The organism is Streptomyces sp. SBT349 (assembly GCF_001083795.1).
GTDB lineage: Bacteria > Actinomycetota > Actinomycetes > Streptomycetales > Streptomycetaceae > Streptomyces.
Genome location: NZ_LAVK01000025.1, coordinates 21027 through 38127, shown reverse-complemented (window position 1 = coordinate 38127; position 17101 = coordinate 21027). Strand labels below are relative to the sequence as shown.

Here is a 17101-nt window from a genome sequence, read left to right as displayed (position 1 = left end):
GCGGGTTAGAGCCCCGCTGCGCGGGGCTCTAAGGGAGAAAGCTCCGCGCTCCGCGCGGAGCTGATGGAACGTCAATTTCGGTGCTTCGCACCGAACTGCCCCGCTACGCGGGGCTGGTTACCTTCGGTCACCTGATCAGATTTCGCTTCGCTTCATCTGAGACTCTCCGGCTTCGCCTCCGAGTCCGAGTTCGGCCCGACTCCGCGGGCCGAAAAGCTAGCTACGGGAAGAGGCTGGTGTCCGTCTGTGGTCAAGTGCTTCCTTGTGGGAAAAGTTTCGGGGAATCCGAATTCTGCTTCCTTCCCCTCCGGGGAGTGGAGCGTGAGAAAGGTGAGCGTCCTGGGGCTGGGGCCCGGGCGTGCCGCGGTGGGTGCGGGGCGTGAGCGTAACTGATCGGAAGGAAGACGGGGGCGCAGGTGTACGTCTCAAGAGTCCGCCTCACAGATATCAAGGGCTTCACGGGCGAGCGCGTGGTGAACCTGACGCTGCCGGCGCGTGGTGGCTGGACGGTGATCGCGGGGCGCAACAGTTCGGGGAATTCGACACTGCTTCAGACGCTCGCGCTGGCGCTGGGAGGGCCTTCGGTTGCCCGGAATCTGGTGGCGGATTTCGAGGGCTGGGTCTCGGTGCGGGCCGATTCGGGCTGGGTGGAAGCACGTGTGGTCCGGGGCAGCTCGTGCGATGTCTTCACCAGTAGCGGTCGTGTGTCGAAGAAGGAGCTGGTGCTGGGCTTGGAGTGGGTGGGCCAGCGCAGAAGGAAAATGAGCGGTCGCAGGCCCTGCGGCCGACGATGAGGACCTTCGACTACGGAAGGAGCCTGTCAACCACCAGGTTGAGCGCGGCCCCGTGGGCGGAGAACCCGCGCGGATGGTTGTGTGTGGGGTACGGGCCGTTCCGCCGACTGGTGGGCGGTTCCGGGGAGGCCCAACAGCTGATGCTGGCGCCGGGCCCGGGCCCGGGGCGGATGGCGACACTGTTACAGAGGGGACGCCTGCTGGCGGAGGGAGTGCCGTGGCTGATCGACCTGCACCTGCGCCGTCTGGAAAAGCACCCGGGTGCGGACGAGCTCCTGACGGGGGTCATGGCGCTGCTGAGGGATGGGCTGCTGCCGGAGGAGTACCAGATCAGTGCGGTCAGTTCCCACAGGCTGTGGGTGGCCAAGGGGGCCGAGCAGCCCTATCCGCTGCGGGAGATGAGTGACGGCTACCGCACGGTGGCCGCTCTGGTGCTGGACATCGCCCGGCAGATCCACGACGCCTACGACGGTCTGGACACGGTGCAGACCGGTGACGGCGGGCTCGCGGTCACCGCGCCCGGCGTAGTCCTGATCGACGACGTCGGCGCGCACCTGCACGTCACCTGGCAGCGGCGCATCGGCGACTGACTGCAGGCCCATTTCCCGAACATCCAGTTCATCGTCTCCAGCCACAGCCCGTACATATGCCAGGCCGCCGACCCCGGCGGGCTGATCCGGCTGCCCGGGCCTGACGAGCAGGGGCCGCCGAAGGTGGTGGAGGAGGAGCTGTACCAGCGCATCGTCTACGGCAGCGCGGACGACGCCGCCTTGTCGGAGCTGTTCGGACTGGAGAGCCCATACTCAGACCGGGCCGAGCGCGCGGCAGCGGCTGGTGGAACTGGAGCGGAAGGTTTACGCCGACACGGCCACCGACGCGGAGGCCGCAGAGTACCAGCAGCTAAGCGAGCTGCTGACCAGCTCGCTGGAGACCAGGGTCACCGAGGTGGCCGCCCGCCTGGGCGGCTCCCAGTGATCCCCGTGTCCAGCGCCTCCCCGTCCCAACCGCCACCCAGCAGCTCCTGGACCGGCGCAGCGCGAAGGTCGTGGAGCAGGGCGGAACCGTTGCCGTGGCGCGCACCCACTGGGAGGGTGCCGAGGCCGCGAAACGGGACGTGCGGCAGCTGCTGGGGCGGATAGCGCACGGGGTGCGGCGGTGCATGTACTACGAGGACAGCCTCGGCACGGACATCGACCATCACCAGCCCATCAAGGAGGCGCCCTTACGGGCCTTCGACTGGATCAACCACCTGCTGGCCTGCTCGCACTGCAACAACAACCTGAAGAGAGATGCCTACCCCTGTGACGCGGACGGGCGCTGCCTGCTGGTCGACCCGTCCGCCGAGGACCCCGCGGCCCACCTCACCCTCCTGCTGGCGTCCGGCGAGTACCAGGACCGCAGCCCGAAAGGCGAGGAGACCATCCGGGTCTTCGGACTCAACCGAAGCGACCTCGTCCAGGGCCGGCAAGCCGCGTTCGCCAGTGCCCGGGCCTCACTGCGGGACTGGCACTGCAGCCGGAAGGAAGGCGACCTTGATGAGGCGGCCCAGACCGCCCAGGCACTGCGCGTGTCACCCTTCGCCGGCGCCGTCCGCGCCATGCAGCAACTCGCCCCGGTGGTAGCCGTCACTGTGCTGGGCCCCAGCGCCGCGGCAGCGGTAAGGAATGGCGCGCCCAGCACGGATGACACTCCCTGCGGGCTCCGGATGCCGTTAGCCGGTCCGGGCCGACGGTGGCCCGGATCCGGCGCAGCGGGGCCGAGGCGACACGCGGGTCGTGCGGCGCCGGTGCCGCACGGTGAGCGGCGGCGCGGCCGCGCGCTCGGCCCGGCTCCGGCCGAAGGACGAAGGGCGCCGGGCAGCGGGGCTGTTCATGCAGTGTCTGGGCGCGCGTCAGCTTCGGGGGGGTACCAGGGCACCATACGCAGCAGGAGGTCGAGGGTGTGGAGGGCGGCTGTGCGGGTGGCGGTGGTGGGGGCGAAGGCCGCTGCGAGGGCGAGGCCGGACCAGACCACTAGGCGAGGGCCGCTGGGGCTGCGTCTTCGAGGGTCCAGTCGCCTTCGAACAGGGAGGCGACCAACCCCGCGTGCTCGGGGGCGAGTTCGCCGGTGCGCTGGCGGGTGCGGGTCTTGGCCAGCCAGGGCCCGATCCTGACACGTTCGCCGTCGACGGTGATCTCCTCCCTCGCGGTGGGGGCGCGGCGTTCGCGGTGGAGGAAGAGTTCCAGGAGCTGGACGGTCTGCTCGAAGGTGCGGCGGGTGCGGCGGGCCGGGCGCAGGGGACTGGTGGCGGGAGTCAAGCCGAGCGTCTCCAGCAGCTGTTGCTGGCCGGTGTGGAGGGCGTCCCAGCGGGCAAGCTGGCGGTCGAGCCAGCCGCCGATCCGCACTCCGGTGATGGCGGTGTCGGCGGCCAGGGCCGCCGGGTCGTGGCCAGCCGCGAGGTGGGAGCGCAGCAGGTGGTACTTGCGGTGCCAGTCCACGCCGTGCGGCAGACGCCAGTGCGGGTCGAGGGCGGCAAGGGCGTTGGCGCGCTCCGTATCGAGCCTGTTCGAGGCGGCGAGGTGGCGTTGCTCGGCAAGCCAGCCGCCGACTGGGGTGGCGGCCGGGGCTGCGAGATGGCCGTAGGAGCGGTGGTAGTCGGCAGCAGCGGTCAGACGTGCCCGCCATGCAGCATCATGCTTGTCCCAGATCATGCCCAGGGCATCGAGCTCTGTGACCCAATCTGTGTCCAGTCGGCTGGCGGTGCGGGCGTCACGCATGGTGGTGATGAAGGTGCCCAGGGTGTAGCCATAGGAGTCGGTGTAGTCGGCAGGGACGTCGAGATGGCCGTGTGTGTCGTGGAAGGCCTGGGCGGCGGCCAACCCTCGGCGCCGGGCTCGCGAGGCGCTGTCACGCGGGTCGAAACTGGCCAGGTCGAGGGCGCGGGCGATGCGTTCGGGCTGGATGGTGAAGTCGAAGTGCCAGCGGTGTTCGATGAGCTGGCTGGTCTCGGTGGACAGGCGGTGCGTCTTGTCTGGCAGGCGCTCAAGGATGCGATGGTCATGGCTGGCCAACGCAGTGGTGATGGCCCAGACCGGCTCGTAGGGGGTGCCGAGGATGTCTTCAGGGTCGGCTCGGGGCGGGATGTAGACGGGGATGACGAGGCTGGCAGTTTTGCCGGACACATCGCGGCGCAGGGCGCGGCCGAGGGCTTGGACGCAGCGGATGATGCTGCGGGTGGGATCAGCGAAGACGACGGCGTCGACACTGGGGATGTCGATGCCTTCGGCGATGAGGCGTGCATTGGCTAGGATCGCGCTGTCGGCGGAGGCGAAGCAGGCGAAGATGCCGGCGCGTTGTTCAGGGGTGTGCTCGCCGTGGGCGAAGAGGACCTCAGGCGAGGTTCGGGGGCACAGGTCAGGGGCGGATTTGCGAAGCAGGCGCAGCGTATGCGCGAATTCGCGGGTGAAGCGCCGGGCGTCGCTGACGAGGTTGAAGTAGACCAGGATGCGACGCAGTTGGTGCTGGGTCATGGCACGCAGGACGGCTAGGTGGAGGGCAGTCGTACGCAGTGCGTCCTCGCCGGCCGGCTCGGTGTCGCGTTGTCCGCTGGTGGCGGGCGGGTTGAGGCGGTCGCGCAGTTCGGTATCGGTGACGGTGGGCACCACGATGCGGTAGTCGGCGGCCATGCCGTCCGCGATTGCCTGCACGAGGGGATATTCGAAGACCTTCTTCCCGAAGGTGGACTCATTGTCCATGCTGCTTACCAGCGCTTGCGTGCCGGGCGGCTCGGCACTGCGGCGGCTGGTTCTGGACAGCGTGGCGGACTCAGCCAAGTCGGGTGCGGCAAAGATCCTGGGTGTGGCGGTCATATACACGCGGCGGTCGGCCCGGATGCGGTGCGCGTCGTTGACCACGGCCCACTTCTTGTCGGTGCGCCCGGCGATCCGGTGAGCCTCGTCCATGACGGCCAGGTCGAAGGGAGGCACCTCGAACGCCGTGTGCTGGGTGTTCTCGACCTTGTCGAGAGAGTCGTAGGTGCAGATGACGGTCAGCGCTGGGATCTGGTCCTCACCGGGGCCGACAGAGGCCATTAGCAAAGCCAGAGTGCCTGCTTGTGAGGTCGAGGCGATGTGCGCTGCACGCAGCGCATCGTGACCGGAGGCATCCATCGATGAGACGATCACGATGTGTTCGCCGCGGCCGTCGGCGCGCCAGGCCAGCGCGGTCTGCGCTGCCAGGTCCAGTGTCGGCACGACAAACAGCACCCGGCGCGCTTGCAGGGCGTCGGCGACGCGGGAGGCGACCACAGTTTTGCCTGTGCCGGTCGCCGAGACGTACAGGGCGCGGCTGCCTGGCCGACGCAGGTGCCGGACGGCGTGGCGAAGGCCTTCTTGCTGGTGCGGGAACAGACTGACCCGCTCAGGTCCTGAAGGCGCGGGGCTGGAAGTCATGGTCGCTCGTAGTCCGTCGTCGACTCCTGTGGTTGCTGCGAGTAAAGCAGGTCAGTCGGCGGCCGCGGGCGAGGCGACGGTGTTGCTCTGCTGAGGCAAAGGTGGCGCCGCACCCGTCACAGTGGCCGTCTGCTGCTTGAGTTTCCGGTAGCTAGTGGCCGTGATCGTGCGCCAGGACAGGTAGAAGCCGACCGCGACCGCGACACCGAGGAGGGTGGTCAGCGCCAGGAGCAAGGTCCGGTGCTCCACGTTGTAGCGCAGAAGCAGAAGGTCGCCTGCAATGGTCATCAGAGCTGTGTTGAAGATCCAGCCGCGACAGATCCTCATCCGCGAGCGAGCGTAATCAGCCAGGGCCACCAGGGAAGGCATGGCGGCCACGGCCAGGCGCGCCTGCGCGTAGGCGCTGTTGGACTGGAAGGTGGCGTTCCGCAGGCGTCGCCGGACTCGTGCCAAAGCCTTGTCGGCGGCCCGGTCGACCAGGATGCCCAGAGCGTAGGCCGCTGCGAGACCGACTCCCGCCGCGGGAGTGGAGCCCGCGATGGGGGCAGCCTCGGCTGCGGTCCGCGGACCCGCTATCGCCGCGGCCAGCATCGCCAGACCGGCGAGGAAGCCGATACCCACCACGAGGACCTCGACGAACATAGCCGTAGCAGCAGCGAGGGCCGGCGTCTCTGGCTGCGCTGAGCTCACCAGCGCACTCTCCAGATTCTGGCCATGTCGATCAGCAGCCTATCTTCCAAGTTCCCCTCCCAGCTGGCCTGCAGATCGTGGCGTGCGTTGGCCAGTCTCTCAAATATGATCAGGCTCTCAGGCTGGCTGGCGAGCAGATACCGGCCGTACTGAAGGAACTGCTCGCTGCTGGGCCCGTACTGCTCGTAGGCGCGCTCGATCCGACCGCGGTGTTCTTCGGCGAACTCCACCAGTCGGTCGGCGTACGTGGGGTCGTCTCCGACCGCATCGACGAGGACGTCGGCGACGTCCTCCGACAGTTGCCGGTCGTACGGGTGGCTGCTGAAGGTCTGGTAGATGCGCTCTGCTTCAGCGAGAAGATCGTTGCTGTGGCTGAAGTCGGGGTTCTGTGCCAACGCCTTTACCCCCCGTTCGACCTCCGAGTCGTACAACTCAACTAGGGCGATCAGACGGTACAGCGAGCGTCTGACATCGGGGGGGATGTCAGCGGTGGACCCTGGCTTGTACATCAGCGAGTGCGACATGCGGGCCCACAAGTCTTCGGCCTCAGTGCGGATCTGCACCTCGCACTCGTAGGGGACGCCGTCTGGGTCCATCTCTTCCCAGCGCGCCTGAATTTGAACATGCAGACGCGGGTACTCAAGGCGCTCTTCGAAACCGGGCTTCTTGCGGTCGTCCTCCACACGAATGACGGTGCAGCTGCTGTCAATTAGATCGAGGGCCTCGTACAGAAGGCTGGAGTACGGGACGACGATGCGGATGCCGGCCTTGTCGGTGATCTCGTTCCAGGGATCGGCATACTGTTTGTGGTAGGCCTTCTTGATGAAGCTGCTGATTGCCTTGGCACGTGCGGAAACTTGGCAGCTGAGGTGCCTCCGGGCGGCCCGGCGTCGGATGTAGGCGGCGGTTAGTTCCGCCGCCTTGTCAATAGCGGGCCACTCCTGGCGGTAGCACTGGCATGCTTCATGGACGGTCAGCGGCATCGCCACGACCATCGGGCTCGGACACAGCAGGGGTGTCGTCCTGCTGGCCAGAGTGAGGACGGCCCTTGCCCTGCCCGTGACTGCGGGTCTCCGTCATGACTCCAGTGACCGTCAAACGTGCCCTGCCGTCGTCCAGGTCCACGATCTTGATCGAGTCGCCGTGCAAGGCCTCAAGCGGAGCAATCAGGACAGCACCGTTGTCGAATGCCATGCGCATCTTGCGCAGCTTCGGCTCGACCAGATCCGTGTCCTTGTCGAAGACCTGCTCCGGGACGTCACTGTCCCGCAGATACTCCGCGAAGCTCTCCCGGTGCGGCTGCTGCAGACGTGTCCTGATGAAAGAGTCCGGGTCGAGAACAGGAGTGGGGCTTTGCAGTTCGACCAGGACCGCCATGAGGTAGGTGATTCGCGTGTCGGCGTCCGAGACCCGGGAGTTGATCCAGTCCAGTGCTGCGTCGTGGAATCGGAGGGTGAGCTGGCGTGGCTCACTCTTCAGCTGGCAGCCCAGGAACTTCTCCCGGAAGAACTTGGCCAGGTTCTTGCCTGTCATCTGCTTGTCTGCAGCCCAACCCTCCATCGCATCTTCGCTCATGCCGGAGGCGGAGAACAGGGCGATCTTGTAGACGCGCGAGGCCTCCGTGAACATCAGATTCGCGAAGTACTGGACATCGAAGGTGCGTAGGCCGTCGTCGGTGACGATCTCCGTGGCCTGCATCCCCGACTCCTGCTCGAGTTTGACCATGAGCAGGCTCTTCGACCCGTCCAGTCGCACCAAGGCCACCAGGAGCAATCCGTCGGAGCTGTTGATGGGCTGACTGGCGAGCAGGAGCTCGGCGATCTCCTTCGATGCCTCGACGAGGTGCCGTTCGCCCTCAAGGAAGGCGCGGACCTGGTCCGGCAGCGCAGACTTCAGCTCCGCGTCCACGACGACTTCACGCCCGAGGGAGATGAGAACTTCACTGAACTTGGCCTCAAGCTCACTGCGGACGGTGCTGTTCAGGCCGCAGACGGCCTCACTGAACTGAACCCTCACTGGAACAAGGTCGGTCTTCGTCTTCTTCGGAATCGAGTGCACGATCGCCTCGTCAACGATCAGATTGCCGAAGTCACTCCGCATTCCCACCCCATGTGCACTCGACGGTACTTCGCTGACGTGAATAGGCGGCCTAGAAGATCCATAACTCCCGAAGCCGCGACTTAGGGACCGACAATGAGAAGCACCTACGTGGCGCGGCTCATCATCAGGACACCCCCTGGAACACCCCCGCGCTCATCGTAGTGGTACGTAGCCCACGAGAGGGTGAGATACGAAAGGCAGACCCTGCAGCGCATCGAGCACACCTAGACTGGATGGCTGAATTCACACTCCCCCAAATTCGCAATTATGTTCGACGCTGAGCCAAGGAAGGGCGCGGGCCGACCCGTTGCATCACACGCCCGGACCCGGCCTGTCTGGTCAGGAGCTCGCCGCGTTGCCGTCCTTGCCGGAAAGCAACATCGCCACTGCACTTCACGGCGGTGTTGGGGCATCGGCAGGACTGACAAGGCGGCAGTGGACTAGACTATGGGTGACCGGGTGTGATGTGCATGGTTGCGGGCGTCGGTTTGCCGGGGGCAGCAGGCGAACCCGGTGCACCTGCCGCGATGTCGGCGAGCAGCATCGACAGAAGATCCTCTTCATAGACATGTGCGGAGCGCGCTCGCATGGCCGCCGCCAGGTGCGCGTCCCAGGGCGCGTCGGATTCGCTCAGGTGCAGGTCGAAGGTGCCCTCGGTGGCCACGGCGAGGTAGTCGGCGGTGCCCATCCGCCATGGGACTGCTGCGGGTGCGGCGGCGAGGAGGACGCGCACGTGCGCCAGTCCGGCCTGGTCGAAGTCCGCGCGGACCGCGACGTGCCAGCCCGCCTGGGATAGTGCGCCGATGGCCGCGCATTCCACCTGTGAGGGTGTGCCGGCCGTGCACACCACCCGGGGCGTCGTGGCGGTTTCCCTGGCGAGAGCCTGCGCGCTGGCCGCGGCGAGGACCGAGGGGTTCTCGGTGACGAAGACCCAGGTGCCCGCGGTCGTAGGGGGCGTCCATACGATCCGGGTCAGTTCTCTCGGCGGCAGGGTGTACGTTGCGCCGGGTGGGACCTGCCAGCTTTGAGGGGTCACTCCGGTGACGATGAGTCCACCGAGCAGGTCGTCGCATTCCACTCCGAGATGTGCCCAGGCCAAGCGAGAGGTGGCAGCAGCGTTGCCGGTCAGGGCGAGTACTAGTGCGGGCAGCGTTCCTGCATCGAGCGCGTGAGGATCTCCAGGGACCAGGATGCGGCGATCGATGCGGTCGCCGGGCTTCGGTAGCCGCCCTGCCACCCGCAACGCCGCTCCGAGTAGAGCGGCGGGGTCTGACGCGTTGAGGATGCGGGTGATCCAGCCGGTGCCGCGCAGCCGGGCGAAGACGCTCTCCGGGTCCACTAGTTCGCGTACGTGGCCGGGCAGGTTGGCCGCGGCGGCTTCGAGCTGGGTACGGAGCCGTTCGACGGAGCGCGCCTGGGCGGCGCGGGCTCGGGCTTTGTCCGCCAGGCGTCGGCCGCTTGCGTGGGCGGCGATCGTGCCCGGGGTGAGGGCTGGGCCCCGGGTGGCGAGCACGGTGGTGAGTTCGCCCAGGTCGATGCGTCGGCGCTGACCGGGGGCCAGTGGGCGCCCGCTGATCAGGCCGGCTGCGGCGGCGCGCTGGGCCGGTGAGGCAGGAATGGTCACGGTGACCGCGGGTCCCTCGGTGAGGAGTGCGTCGCCACGCCGGTCGGCGACTGCCGCGAGTGCGTTCCACAGCCAGGCGAGGTCCGGGGTCAGCAGTGGGTCGAGGTCGGCGCCGGCACAAGCGCCGGTACACAGTGGGCAGGTCATGCCGGCCCCTCGTCCAAGGCCGGGTCTGTTCTGTCACCGGGCAGCAGTTGCAGTCCCCGGACCAGCATGGGGAAGGCGACGACGGTCCCGTCCTCGCCGGCTTCGAGGTCGTGTGCGTCGATGCCGTCCCATGCGCCGGGTGCGCCGTCCCACAGGTAGGAGGTGCACAGCAGGTCGACGTCGAGTTCTGCCAGGTAGCGGGCCAGACCCTCGCGGCCGCGTTCGTCGACCTCGGCCGGGACTTCGTCGAGTGGGACAAGGCGCAGGCCGGTGGTGGTGAGGCGGTCGTAGTTGGCGGCGATCGCGGCGAGCATCGGCGCCAGGACGACAAGGCGCCGCTCACCACCGGACAAACCGGTGCGAGAGCCCCACCGCCGGGTGATGGGCTCGCCGTCGGGGCCGGGGCGTTCGACGAGGTAGTGGACGTCGACCCAGCCGCGGATGTCGACCGCTGCGGCGAGGCGTTCTGCCATGGTGGAGCCGTCGGCGGCAGCCAGCAGGGCCTGCAGGGCGTGTCCAACGTCGGTCTTCTGCGCTTCGGTGCGCACGGCGTCGCCCACCTTGCAGGACAGTTCGTACACGGTGCGTGTGGCGGGGCAGAGGTCGTCGCGCAGTCCGATGTGGACCTGGACTCCGACGCCGGAAGATGCCTGTGCTGCGCGCATTTTCGCGTTCACTGACGTCTTCCAGTCCATCAACGCGGTCCAGGCGGTGCCGATGGCGGAGGGCAGGCGGCCGATGACGAAGTCACGCAGGGCGGCTTCTTCGGCGGCATCGAGCGCGTTCTTGGCCCTGATGGCAAGGGCCTGTGCGCGGGCGGCGGCGTGGGGCGGGTCGTACTGAGTCTCGGTGTGAGTGAGGACGAAGGTCTCGAGTTCGTCGAGGTCGGCCGGCGGGTCGCTGCGGGCGATGGTCCAGGTCTGGGCGAGTTCGGCGCGGACCTCGTCGTAGTGCTCGCCCAGGGTCTTCTTGGAGGCCGTGGGACGGCGGGCGAGGAGTTCGCCGGCGCGGTCGAGGAGTTCCGATCCGGTGCCGAGGCCGTCTGTGGTGAGAATGCCGCAGGCGGATAGGAAGGCGTCCACGTCCAGTGCCCGGCTGATCGGCGCCCAGGCGAGCAGCCGCGCCAGGTGGGTGTGTGTGGATTCCTGCCGGGGACGTGCCGCTTCGAGGCCCTTGCGGGCGGTCTCCAGTTCGCTCTCGCGGGTGCTGAGCAGCTTTTCGGCGTCCGTTGCTTTCCGACGGGCCGTTTCGATTTGCGAGGAGAGCTTTTCGGCTCGGGCAGTTGCGGCTTCGAACCGCCGCGCGGCGTCGTCCACGTCGCCGGCGAACTCGGCCTCGGCCAGTTCCGCCCCGGTGTCCAGTGCGGTGTCGTGTGCGCGCTGCGCGGCGTACTCAAGTTCCGCCAGCCGGGCGGTCAGCGTGCTCTCGTCCGGAAGCGAACGCAGCACGCGGTCCAGTGTGGTCAAAAGCCGGCCGGTGAGTTGCTTGGCGCACGACTCCAGTTTCTCGGCGCGTGTTCGGCTTGCTGTGATCAGTTCGGTCAGCTCGTCGAGGGTGGTGGGCAGGCTGAGGTCCCGGGCACGCGCGATCCAGTCGACGTGCAGGCGAGTGTGCTCTGCTGCGGCGGTGTCTGCTCGGCCGCGAAGGGTCCGTGCGGTGCCTTCGAGTCGGTGTGCTGCTTTCGCGGTTCGGGCGCGTTCCGCCTCCGCGTTGACCAGGGCGTCCCGTGGGGGGAAGGACCGTGCTGCGCTGCGGACGGTGTCGCGGCTTCGGCGGCGGTCCGCGGCCGCGGTGCGCTCGTCCTCGGCCTGCTCTTCGAGTGTCGCCGCGGCCTCGTCGAGTTCATCGGCCATGGCCTGTGCCCGGGCCAGGCGGGTTCGGGCTCCGATGTGCGAGGCGGCAGGCGGGGAGGCTCCGGCTGAGGTGAGGGCGGCTGCAGGGTTGGCGGTGAGAGGGCCGGCTGCAAAGGTGCCGTCGCGCCCGATGACCAGAGCTGCATCGTGGCGGTGACCACCGGTCGCGCTGTCGCTCAGCGCGATACGGGCCAGGACGGTGCGGGCGAGGTTGGCCTGGAGGTGGTCGGGGTCGACGTCCAGCACCGCGGTCAGGCTGTGCTCGGCCAGCGGGCCGACGGGGCTGATGTGCCAGGCACTGGTGGTGGCGCCGCCGGTGTGCAGATGGGCGCTCAGGACACCGGCACAGGCGAGCGCGAACTCCAGCAGCGCCTGCTGGTCCTGCGCCACACCAGAACGCCATTCCAGCAGCGCTCCGAGCGCAGCATCGTCATCGCCCGGTCCGGCCCACTGGGGGCGCGACAGCGGCAGGAGCTGTCCCTCGCGCAGACGGCGGGCCTGGGCTCGGTGCTCGGCGGCGGCGTCGGCGAGTTGTGCTGCAGTGGTCTGGTGGTTCTGGGCGGCGTTCTCATGGTGGGCGGCGAGTGCTTCGCCGGCGTGCAGGGCCTGGAGTGCCCACGCGTTGAGCCGGTCGCGCACGGCGGGCGGTTCGGCGTCGGCGAGGGCGTCGATGTCGGCGGCTTCCCACACCGGGTACTCGTCCAACGACAGGAGGCCGGGGTCGTGCAGGCCCCGTAGAACAGGGTGCTCGGGCGCCCACCGGGCAACAGCGCCGAGCGTGCTGCGGGCGGCTTCGCGGGCTTCGCTGCCGGCGAGGGCTGCCGCCTGGGTGGCCTCGTCATGGTCGCTCTCAGCGCGGGAGGCTCGGTCTTCTGCTGCCCTGGCGGTTCGAGCGGCTTCGGCGACCGCGGTGTGGTCTCGCTGGATGAGGGCGGCTTTGCCGGCGGTCCCTCGGTAAGTCTGCGCCGAGGCGATCCAGGCTGTCGCGAGGTTGAGCAGGCCGGTCCGGTCGTGGGTGAGCGTCAGGCCGGGCCCCGGATTGACGGTGCGGTCGGCGACGTGGCGTGTGCTGCGGGCCCGGGGGCGGTGGTCGAGCAGGGTGTCGAGCGCGGTCGGCGGGCCGCCCGCAGACACGGCGTCCTCGGCAAGCTCGGCGGCGGCGCCGACGACCTCATCCAAGGCTCCTTCGGCGGCGACGGTGGTGTCGCGGGCATGCGCGGCAGCAGCCTCGAGCGTACTGAAGGCGCTGGCCGCGGAGTTCCGCTCGGCTGTCAGACGTTTCCGCAGATCAGTGACGCGGCCGTGCGCCTTGTAGGCATCAGAGGTCTCGATGGCATGAGCCTCGGCCATCGCGGCGCGGTGGTCGCCAGCCAGCCGCCTGACCTCGGCATCCGCATCCTTGGCGCCGCTTCTGGCCTGGGACAGGTGGTTCTCGACGTTCCTGACCTGCTGGCGGCCGGTGTTGACCTCGGCGGCGGCGGCGCTTGCAGCATGGTGTGCGGCACGGGTGACGTCGACGACGTGCCCGGTCCACACCCGGGAGAACTCACCCAGCACGACCGCGGCATGCTCATCGCGTTCGAAAGCCTCCCGGGTGGTGTCGAACTCGGCCAGAGCATCCGCGGTGGCGGTAAGGACGTCGCCGGCAACTCCCGGGAGGGACTGCCGCAGCGCCGCGGCAGCCGCGGCCGGTGACACGTCGCCAAGCAGGGACGGGTTGCGGACCTCCCGCAGTCGCGAGGCGAGTTCACGCACCTCCTCGGCGGTGGTGGACCAGATCCGGGCGGCCAGGTGTTCGACGTAGGCGTCGGGGCCCTCGAAGACCCGCCCACCGGCTTCCTGGATGCGATTGCAGAAGTCGTCGTGCTCCCACGCCCCGCCGCCGGGCGCGCGCAGCGCCACCTCGTACAGCGGGCGGCCGGGCACGGTGAAGGGGACCACCGTGACGGGCGGCGAGGCGCTGGGTGAGTACTGGAGCCGGGCCCCGAAAGTCACCACCGATCCGGCCAGCGCCGTCTCCGCCGGGGATCCCCCGGCGAAGCTCAGCCACAGGTAGCCGTAGCGGCGGCCCTTGGCAGGGGCGCCTTCGCTCATAAGGAGCTTCAACGTGGTGGGGCGTGCCTTCCCGGCGGCGAGTTTGGCCGCGTTCAGGTCGAGCAAGTAGGGCCACAGAGCCTCCAGGGCGGTGGTCTTACCCGTCCCGTTGGGTCCCCGCAGCAGCAGCCGGCCCGAAGCTGCGGGCAGGTCCAGGTCTCCGTAGCGCCACACGTTCGACAATCCGGCGCCGACCAGGCGCCAGCGGCCGCCGAAACGGCCGGCGTTGCCGGATGGCACGGGCGGAGGCTGGGTGGTGAAGTTCAGGTCGAGGATGTCGCTCACCGCGGCTCCTTGTCTTCTTGCTGGTCGGTCGCGAAAATACTGAACAAGTCCGGGTCCTGGCGGGCCCGGCTGTCGCGTCTGCCCGCGCCTGGGGTGCGCTGGGCCGTCGGGGTGCTTGCTGGAGAGCGGGTGCGAGAGCCGGCTGCTTTGGGAGCGGCGGTGCCTTCTTCCGCCCAGCGGCCGGTGGCGGGAGCGAACCACCACTGTGGGCCGGCCACGTCATCGATGTGGTGGTCGGCGTGGGCGAGATGGACCAGGTTGGTGCCGGTCAGCAGGTCTCCGACCCGGTCGGCCAGCAGTACCGGGTCATTGGCGTATTCGGCGCCCCAACCGCCTTTTCCCGAGGCTTTGTTGTCGGCGAATTGCGTCAGTGCGGCGACCACCTCGTGATGCGTCATGCCGCGCCACCCCGGTCCGGGGCCGTCGCCAGCGGTGCCGTGCAGGGCAGCATGGTCGATCAGGAGCAGCGCGGCGTGCGCGACCGTGCCGGGGACGGGAAAGGGCATCGGTCCGAGTTCGCGGAAGTGGCGGAACACCTCGTCCGGCACGACGAAGGCCGCGCCTTCGCTGCGGCGCTCCAGGCTCAGTCCGAAGGCGGTCGCCAGGGGGGCGCCGTCGTCGCCCCGAACACGCTGACTCAGCCACTGCGCCTCGGCGTCGTCCAGCAGCGCGGTGTGCACGCAGGTGTCGTCCACCAGCGCACGGCGCATCCGGCGGGCCGCGTCCGGCTCCCGCTGCACCTGCTCGAGCCATCCCTGCGGGTCGGTCGCCGGATCGACGGTGCCGGGGTTGGCGACCACATGGGCCAGCCGGGTGTGGTGGATGGCAAGCAGGACCGGCGCCTGATCATCGTGGAGGTAGCCGTCCAGGTCGCCGTCGAGACGCTCCACCACGCCGCGTTCGTCGAGCATGCGCAGCGCGGCCACGATGGCGCGGCGCTCGCTGATGTCGCCCCGCTGCGGCAGCGCTGCCTCGGCTGCGGCGGAGCGGGCGGCGGTGACCAGGTGTCCGAGCCCGGTCCGGGGCGGCATCGACTCGGCTGCCGCGACCAGCAGGAAGAACCAGGAGCAGGCCGCGGGGCTCGGGCCCTGGCGCGCCCATACCTGGGGGCGCGGCGGAGCGCTCTTGCGCAACCGCACGAGGTTCCGTTCGATGACCAAGACCCACCCCAACCGGGCCACGGCGGAGCGCAGCGCACTCTCGTTGCGGCGCACCGCGGTGATCAGTTCGTCGTCCCGGCCGCCGACCAGCCAGGGTGTGGCCGCAAGACGGCGCAGCAACAAGGCCGCTTCGGCATCGGCCTCGGGCCGCCAGGCCCTGCGGCGCCGTGAGGTGTCCGGCGAGCCTGCTGCGGGGCCGGCGGATTCTTGGCGGATCTCCTGGCTCATGCGGCGCCTTCCTGCGACAGGCCGGTACCTGGTGTCTGACGGCTGCTCAGGTAGCCCGGGCCGCGGTGCGGGGTGATCCGCAGCGTGGCGCGCGCTGTCAGGTCGTCGGTCACGGAGACACCGGCAACCGCTTCCATGGCGGCACGGGAGGGGCGGCGGCCGGGCTGGTGAAACAGGGGAATGCGGCCAGGCACAAGAACGCGCCAGGTGGGGGCCTGCACCGTGCCGGTGGCGGTGCCGGTGTGGACCAAGGTGCAGGCCAGTCCCCCGTTGGTTCCCGTGCGTGCCGGGCCTGTTGCGCCTGCGCGAGCAGCGGCCATGAGGGCGGCGAGCGCCACCCGGGCTACGGCCTCGTCCAGCTGCTGGCCGGGGACCGCGGCCAGCACTGCGGCCACTGCTGCCGAGTGTTCGGCCTGGCGTCGCGCCCGGGCCGCGGCGACCTGGGCCCTGACCGCCGTATCATCGCGCGGCGCGCTGCCCCGGCCGCGCGGCCCGGAGCGGCCGGTGGTGCGAAGCAACGTTGGCACCGGCACCTGGGGGCCGCCGCGCCAGGAAGGGTTGCGGCCGGCTTCGTCCTCGTCGGACTGGCCATAGAGCTTGCGCCAGGCATGGTCGCCCACCGCGGCCTGGAAGATCTGCACCCCCACCTCAGGGGTCAGCACCGCGCGGGCCAGAGACAGAGCACGAGTACGGCTTGAGGCCGTCCCGGCTGACGAGTGCAGCCGGCGCAGGTTGGCATGCATGCTCGGCAACGTCCGCACCAGGCGCAGCGAGAACCGTGCCGCGCGCCCGGTGCGGACGTCGAACCAGGCGCGCAGTCCTTCCCAGTCCTCGATGCGGCCGCCGCGGGAGGCGGTGAGCGCGCCGGCGGCGATGAGATCACGGGCCTGGGAGGCATCGACTGACACCTGGGCCAGCGGGCCAAACCACGGCACGAGAGTCGTCACGGCCGCTGCGGCACGGGCGGAACCGGAGTCGAGTTCGGCCGCGACGCGGGTGGCGTAATCGACCAGCAACCCCTTGAGGTCCCCGGTGCGTTCCTCGTCCAGGTCGAACCGGTCGGCCAACGCCATCAGCGCATCCTCGGCACCGACCAGGGCAGCGTCCAGGTCGTCGTGGCTGGTGAACACCGCGCCCACCGCGTCCACGCACGCACCGTCCAGGCCGCCGACGACGGGCTCCCTCGCCTTCAGCGCGGCGGCGAGGGCCTCGAGGTGGGTGACGATGCGGTTCAGCGACACGATCGGGATCTCCCGCACCGTCGCCGTCCCGGCCAGGACCTGCCGGTAGAAGCGCTGGACGTGCCGGCCCGCGGGGCTGGCGGTGTAGCGCCAGTTCCGCGCCAGAATCTCCACATACCGGCGCGCCCGGCTGTTGTCCGACCGCACCGAGACCGCCCTCAGATCGTTGAGAGCGTTCAAACGCGTCTCCACCACCCGCGTATCCAGGCGAAGTCCCCCGGCCAGCAGCGCTGCCGTCACCTCAGCTGCCGTCAGATCGGTCACCGATCCTTCAAGCACATCCATGATCGCGATGTACTCATCGGACTCAGGACGCACCAGATAAGCGACGACCTGCCGCGCATCAGACACGCCGTCAGCCCTGGCAAAATCCGGCTCCTCTTGTACCACCACTCCCCCTCCGTGCTGCCGCAGGCCACGTTCCAGGCCTGCTTTTGGAAAGTAGACGCCGCCAC

Annotated in this window: 11 protein-coding genes; 3 read left to right on the top strand and 8 right to left on the bottom strand. The window is 69.1% G+C overall.

All coding sequences use genetic code 11. The features are described from left to right. Positions 1-416: 416 nt before the first annotated feature. From ADY01_RS38865 to ADY01_RS40290, 3 genes are all read left to right on the top strand, one after another. The gene (locus tag ADY01_RS38865) at positions 417-794 is read left to right on the top strand and encodes a hypothetical protein (protein ID WP_159000948.1); all 378 of its coding nucleotides are present in this window, start codon (positions 417-419) and stop codon (positions 792-794) included. A gap of 170 nt (positions 795-964) precedes the next feature. Then, positions 965-1384: an AAA family ATPase gene (locus ADY01_RS39650; protein WP_199826165.1), complete on the top strand. Its 420-nt coding sequence runs from the start codon at positions 965-967 to the stop codon at positions 1382-1384. A gap of 244 nt (positions 1385-1628) precedes the next feature. Beyond that, positions 1629-1769 (top strand): hypothetical protein, encoded by a 141-nt coding sequence (locus ADY01_RS40290; protein WP_234320075.1) that lies wholly within the window; start codon positions 1629-1631, stop codon positions 1767-1769. Positions 1770-2806: 1037 nt separating this feature from the next. Here the strand turns inward: ADY01_RS40290 and ADY01_RS05380 are convergent. The 8 genes from ADY01_RS05380 to ADY01_RS05345 form a co-directional block, all read right to left on the bottom strand. Beyond that, positions 2807-5224, bottom strand: coding sequence for a DEAD/DEAH box helicase (locus ADY01_RS05380; protein WP_049566359.1), 2418 nt, complete (start codon positions 5222-5224; stop codon positions 2807-2809). Between the two features lie 51 nt (positions 5225-5275). Continuing rightward, on the bottom strand, positions 5276-5866 hold the full coding sequence (locus tag ADY01_RS05375; protein WP_049566373.1) for a hypothetical protein: 591 nt from the start codon (positions 5864-5866) through the stop codon (positions 5276-5278). A 44-nt stretch (positions 5867-5910) separates the two neighbouring features. Continuing rightward, positions 5911-6897 carry a hypothetical protein gene (locus ADY01_RS05370; RefSeq protein WP_049566371.1) on the bottom strand — a complete coding sequence of 329 codons (987 nt, stop codon included), beginning with the start codon at positions 6895-6897 and terminating at the stop codon, positions 5911-5913. After that, positions 6878-8014: a nucleoid-associated protein gene (locus ADY01_RS05365; RefSeq protein WP_049566356.1), complete on the bottom strand. Its 1137-nt coding sequence runs from the start codon at positions 8012-8014 to the stop codon at positions 6878-6880. Before ADY01_RS05365 ends, ADY01_RS05370 begins: the two co-directional genes overlap by 20 nt. Before the next feature lie 445 nt (positions 8015-8459). Next, positions 8460-9785 carry a DUF2399 domain-containing protein gene (locus ADY01_RS05360; protein ID WP_049566353.1) on the bottom strand — a complete coding sequence of 442 codons (1326 nt, stop codon included), beginning with the start codon at positions 9783-9785 and terminating at the stop codon, positions 8460-8462. Next, positions 9782-14017 carry an SbcC/MukB-like Walker B domain-containing protein gene (locus ADY01_RS05355; protein ID WP_049566351.1) on the bottom strand — a complete coding sequence of 1412 codons (4236 nt, stop codon included), beginning with the start codon at positions 14015-14017 and terminating at the stop codon, positions 9782-9784. Before ADY01_RS05355 ends, ADY01_RS05360 begins: the two co-directional genes overlap by 4 nt. Continuing rightward, positions 14014-15405, bottom strand: coding sequence for a DUF2398 family protein (locus ADY01_RS05350; RefSeq protein WP_078900024.1), 1392 nt, complete (start codon positions 15403-15405; stop codon positions 14014-14016). The genes ADY01_RS05355 and ADY01_RS05350 overlap by 4 nt, the downstream gene beginning before the upstream one ends. After that, positions 15402-17039, bottom strand: a complete 1638-nt coding sequence (locus ADY01_RS05345; RefSeq protein WP_234320073.1) for a DUF2397 family protein — start codon at positions 17037-17039, stop codon at positions 15402-15404. The genes ADY01_RS05350 and ADY01_RS05345 overlap by 4 nt, the downstream gene beginning before the upstream one ends. Positions 17040-17101: the final 62 nt, after the last annotated feature.

What these genes read in the sequence shown, in the direction of transcription:
- ADY01_RS05350 (WP_078900024.1), bottom strand. Translation starts at nt 15,405, where the DNA reads ATGAGCCAGGAGATCCGCCAAGAATCCGCCGGCCCCGCAGCAGGCTCG.
- ADY01_RS05365 (WP_049566356.1), bottom strand. Translation starts at nt 8,014, where the DNA reads ATGCGGAGTGACTTCGGCAATCTGATCGTTGACGAGGCGATCGTGCAC.
- ADY01_RS05370 (WP_049566371.1), bottom strand. Translation starts at nt 6,897, where the DNA reads ATGCCGCTGACCGTCCATGAAGCATGCCAGTGCTACCGCCAGGAGTGG.
- ADY01_RS05380 (WP_049566359.1), bottom strand. Translation starts at nt 5,224, where the DNA reads ATGACTTCCAGCCCCGCGCCTTCAGGACCTGAGCGGGTCAGTCTGTTC.
- ADY01_RS05375 (WP_049566373.1), bottom strand. Translation starts at nt 5,866, where the DNA reads ATGTTCGTCGAGGTCCTCGTGGTGGGTATCGGCTTCCTCGCCGGTCTG.
- ADY01_RS05360 (WP_049566353.1), bottom strand. Translation starts at nt 9,785, where the DNA reads ATGACCTGCCCACTGTGTACCGGCGCTTGTGCCGGCGCCGACCTCGAC.
- ADY01_RS39650 (WP_199826165.1), top strand. Translation starts at nt 965, where the DNA reads ATGGCGACACTGTTACAGAGGGGACGCCTGCTGGCGGAGGGAGTGCCG.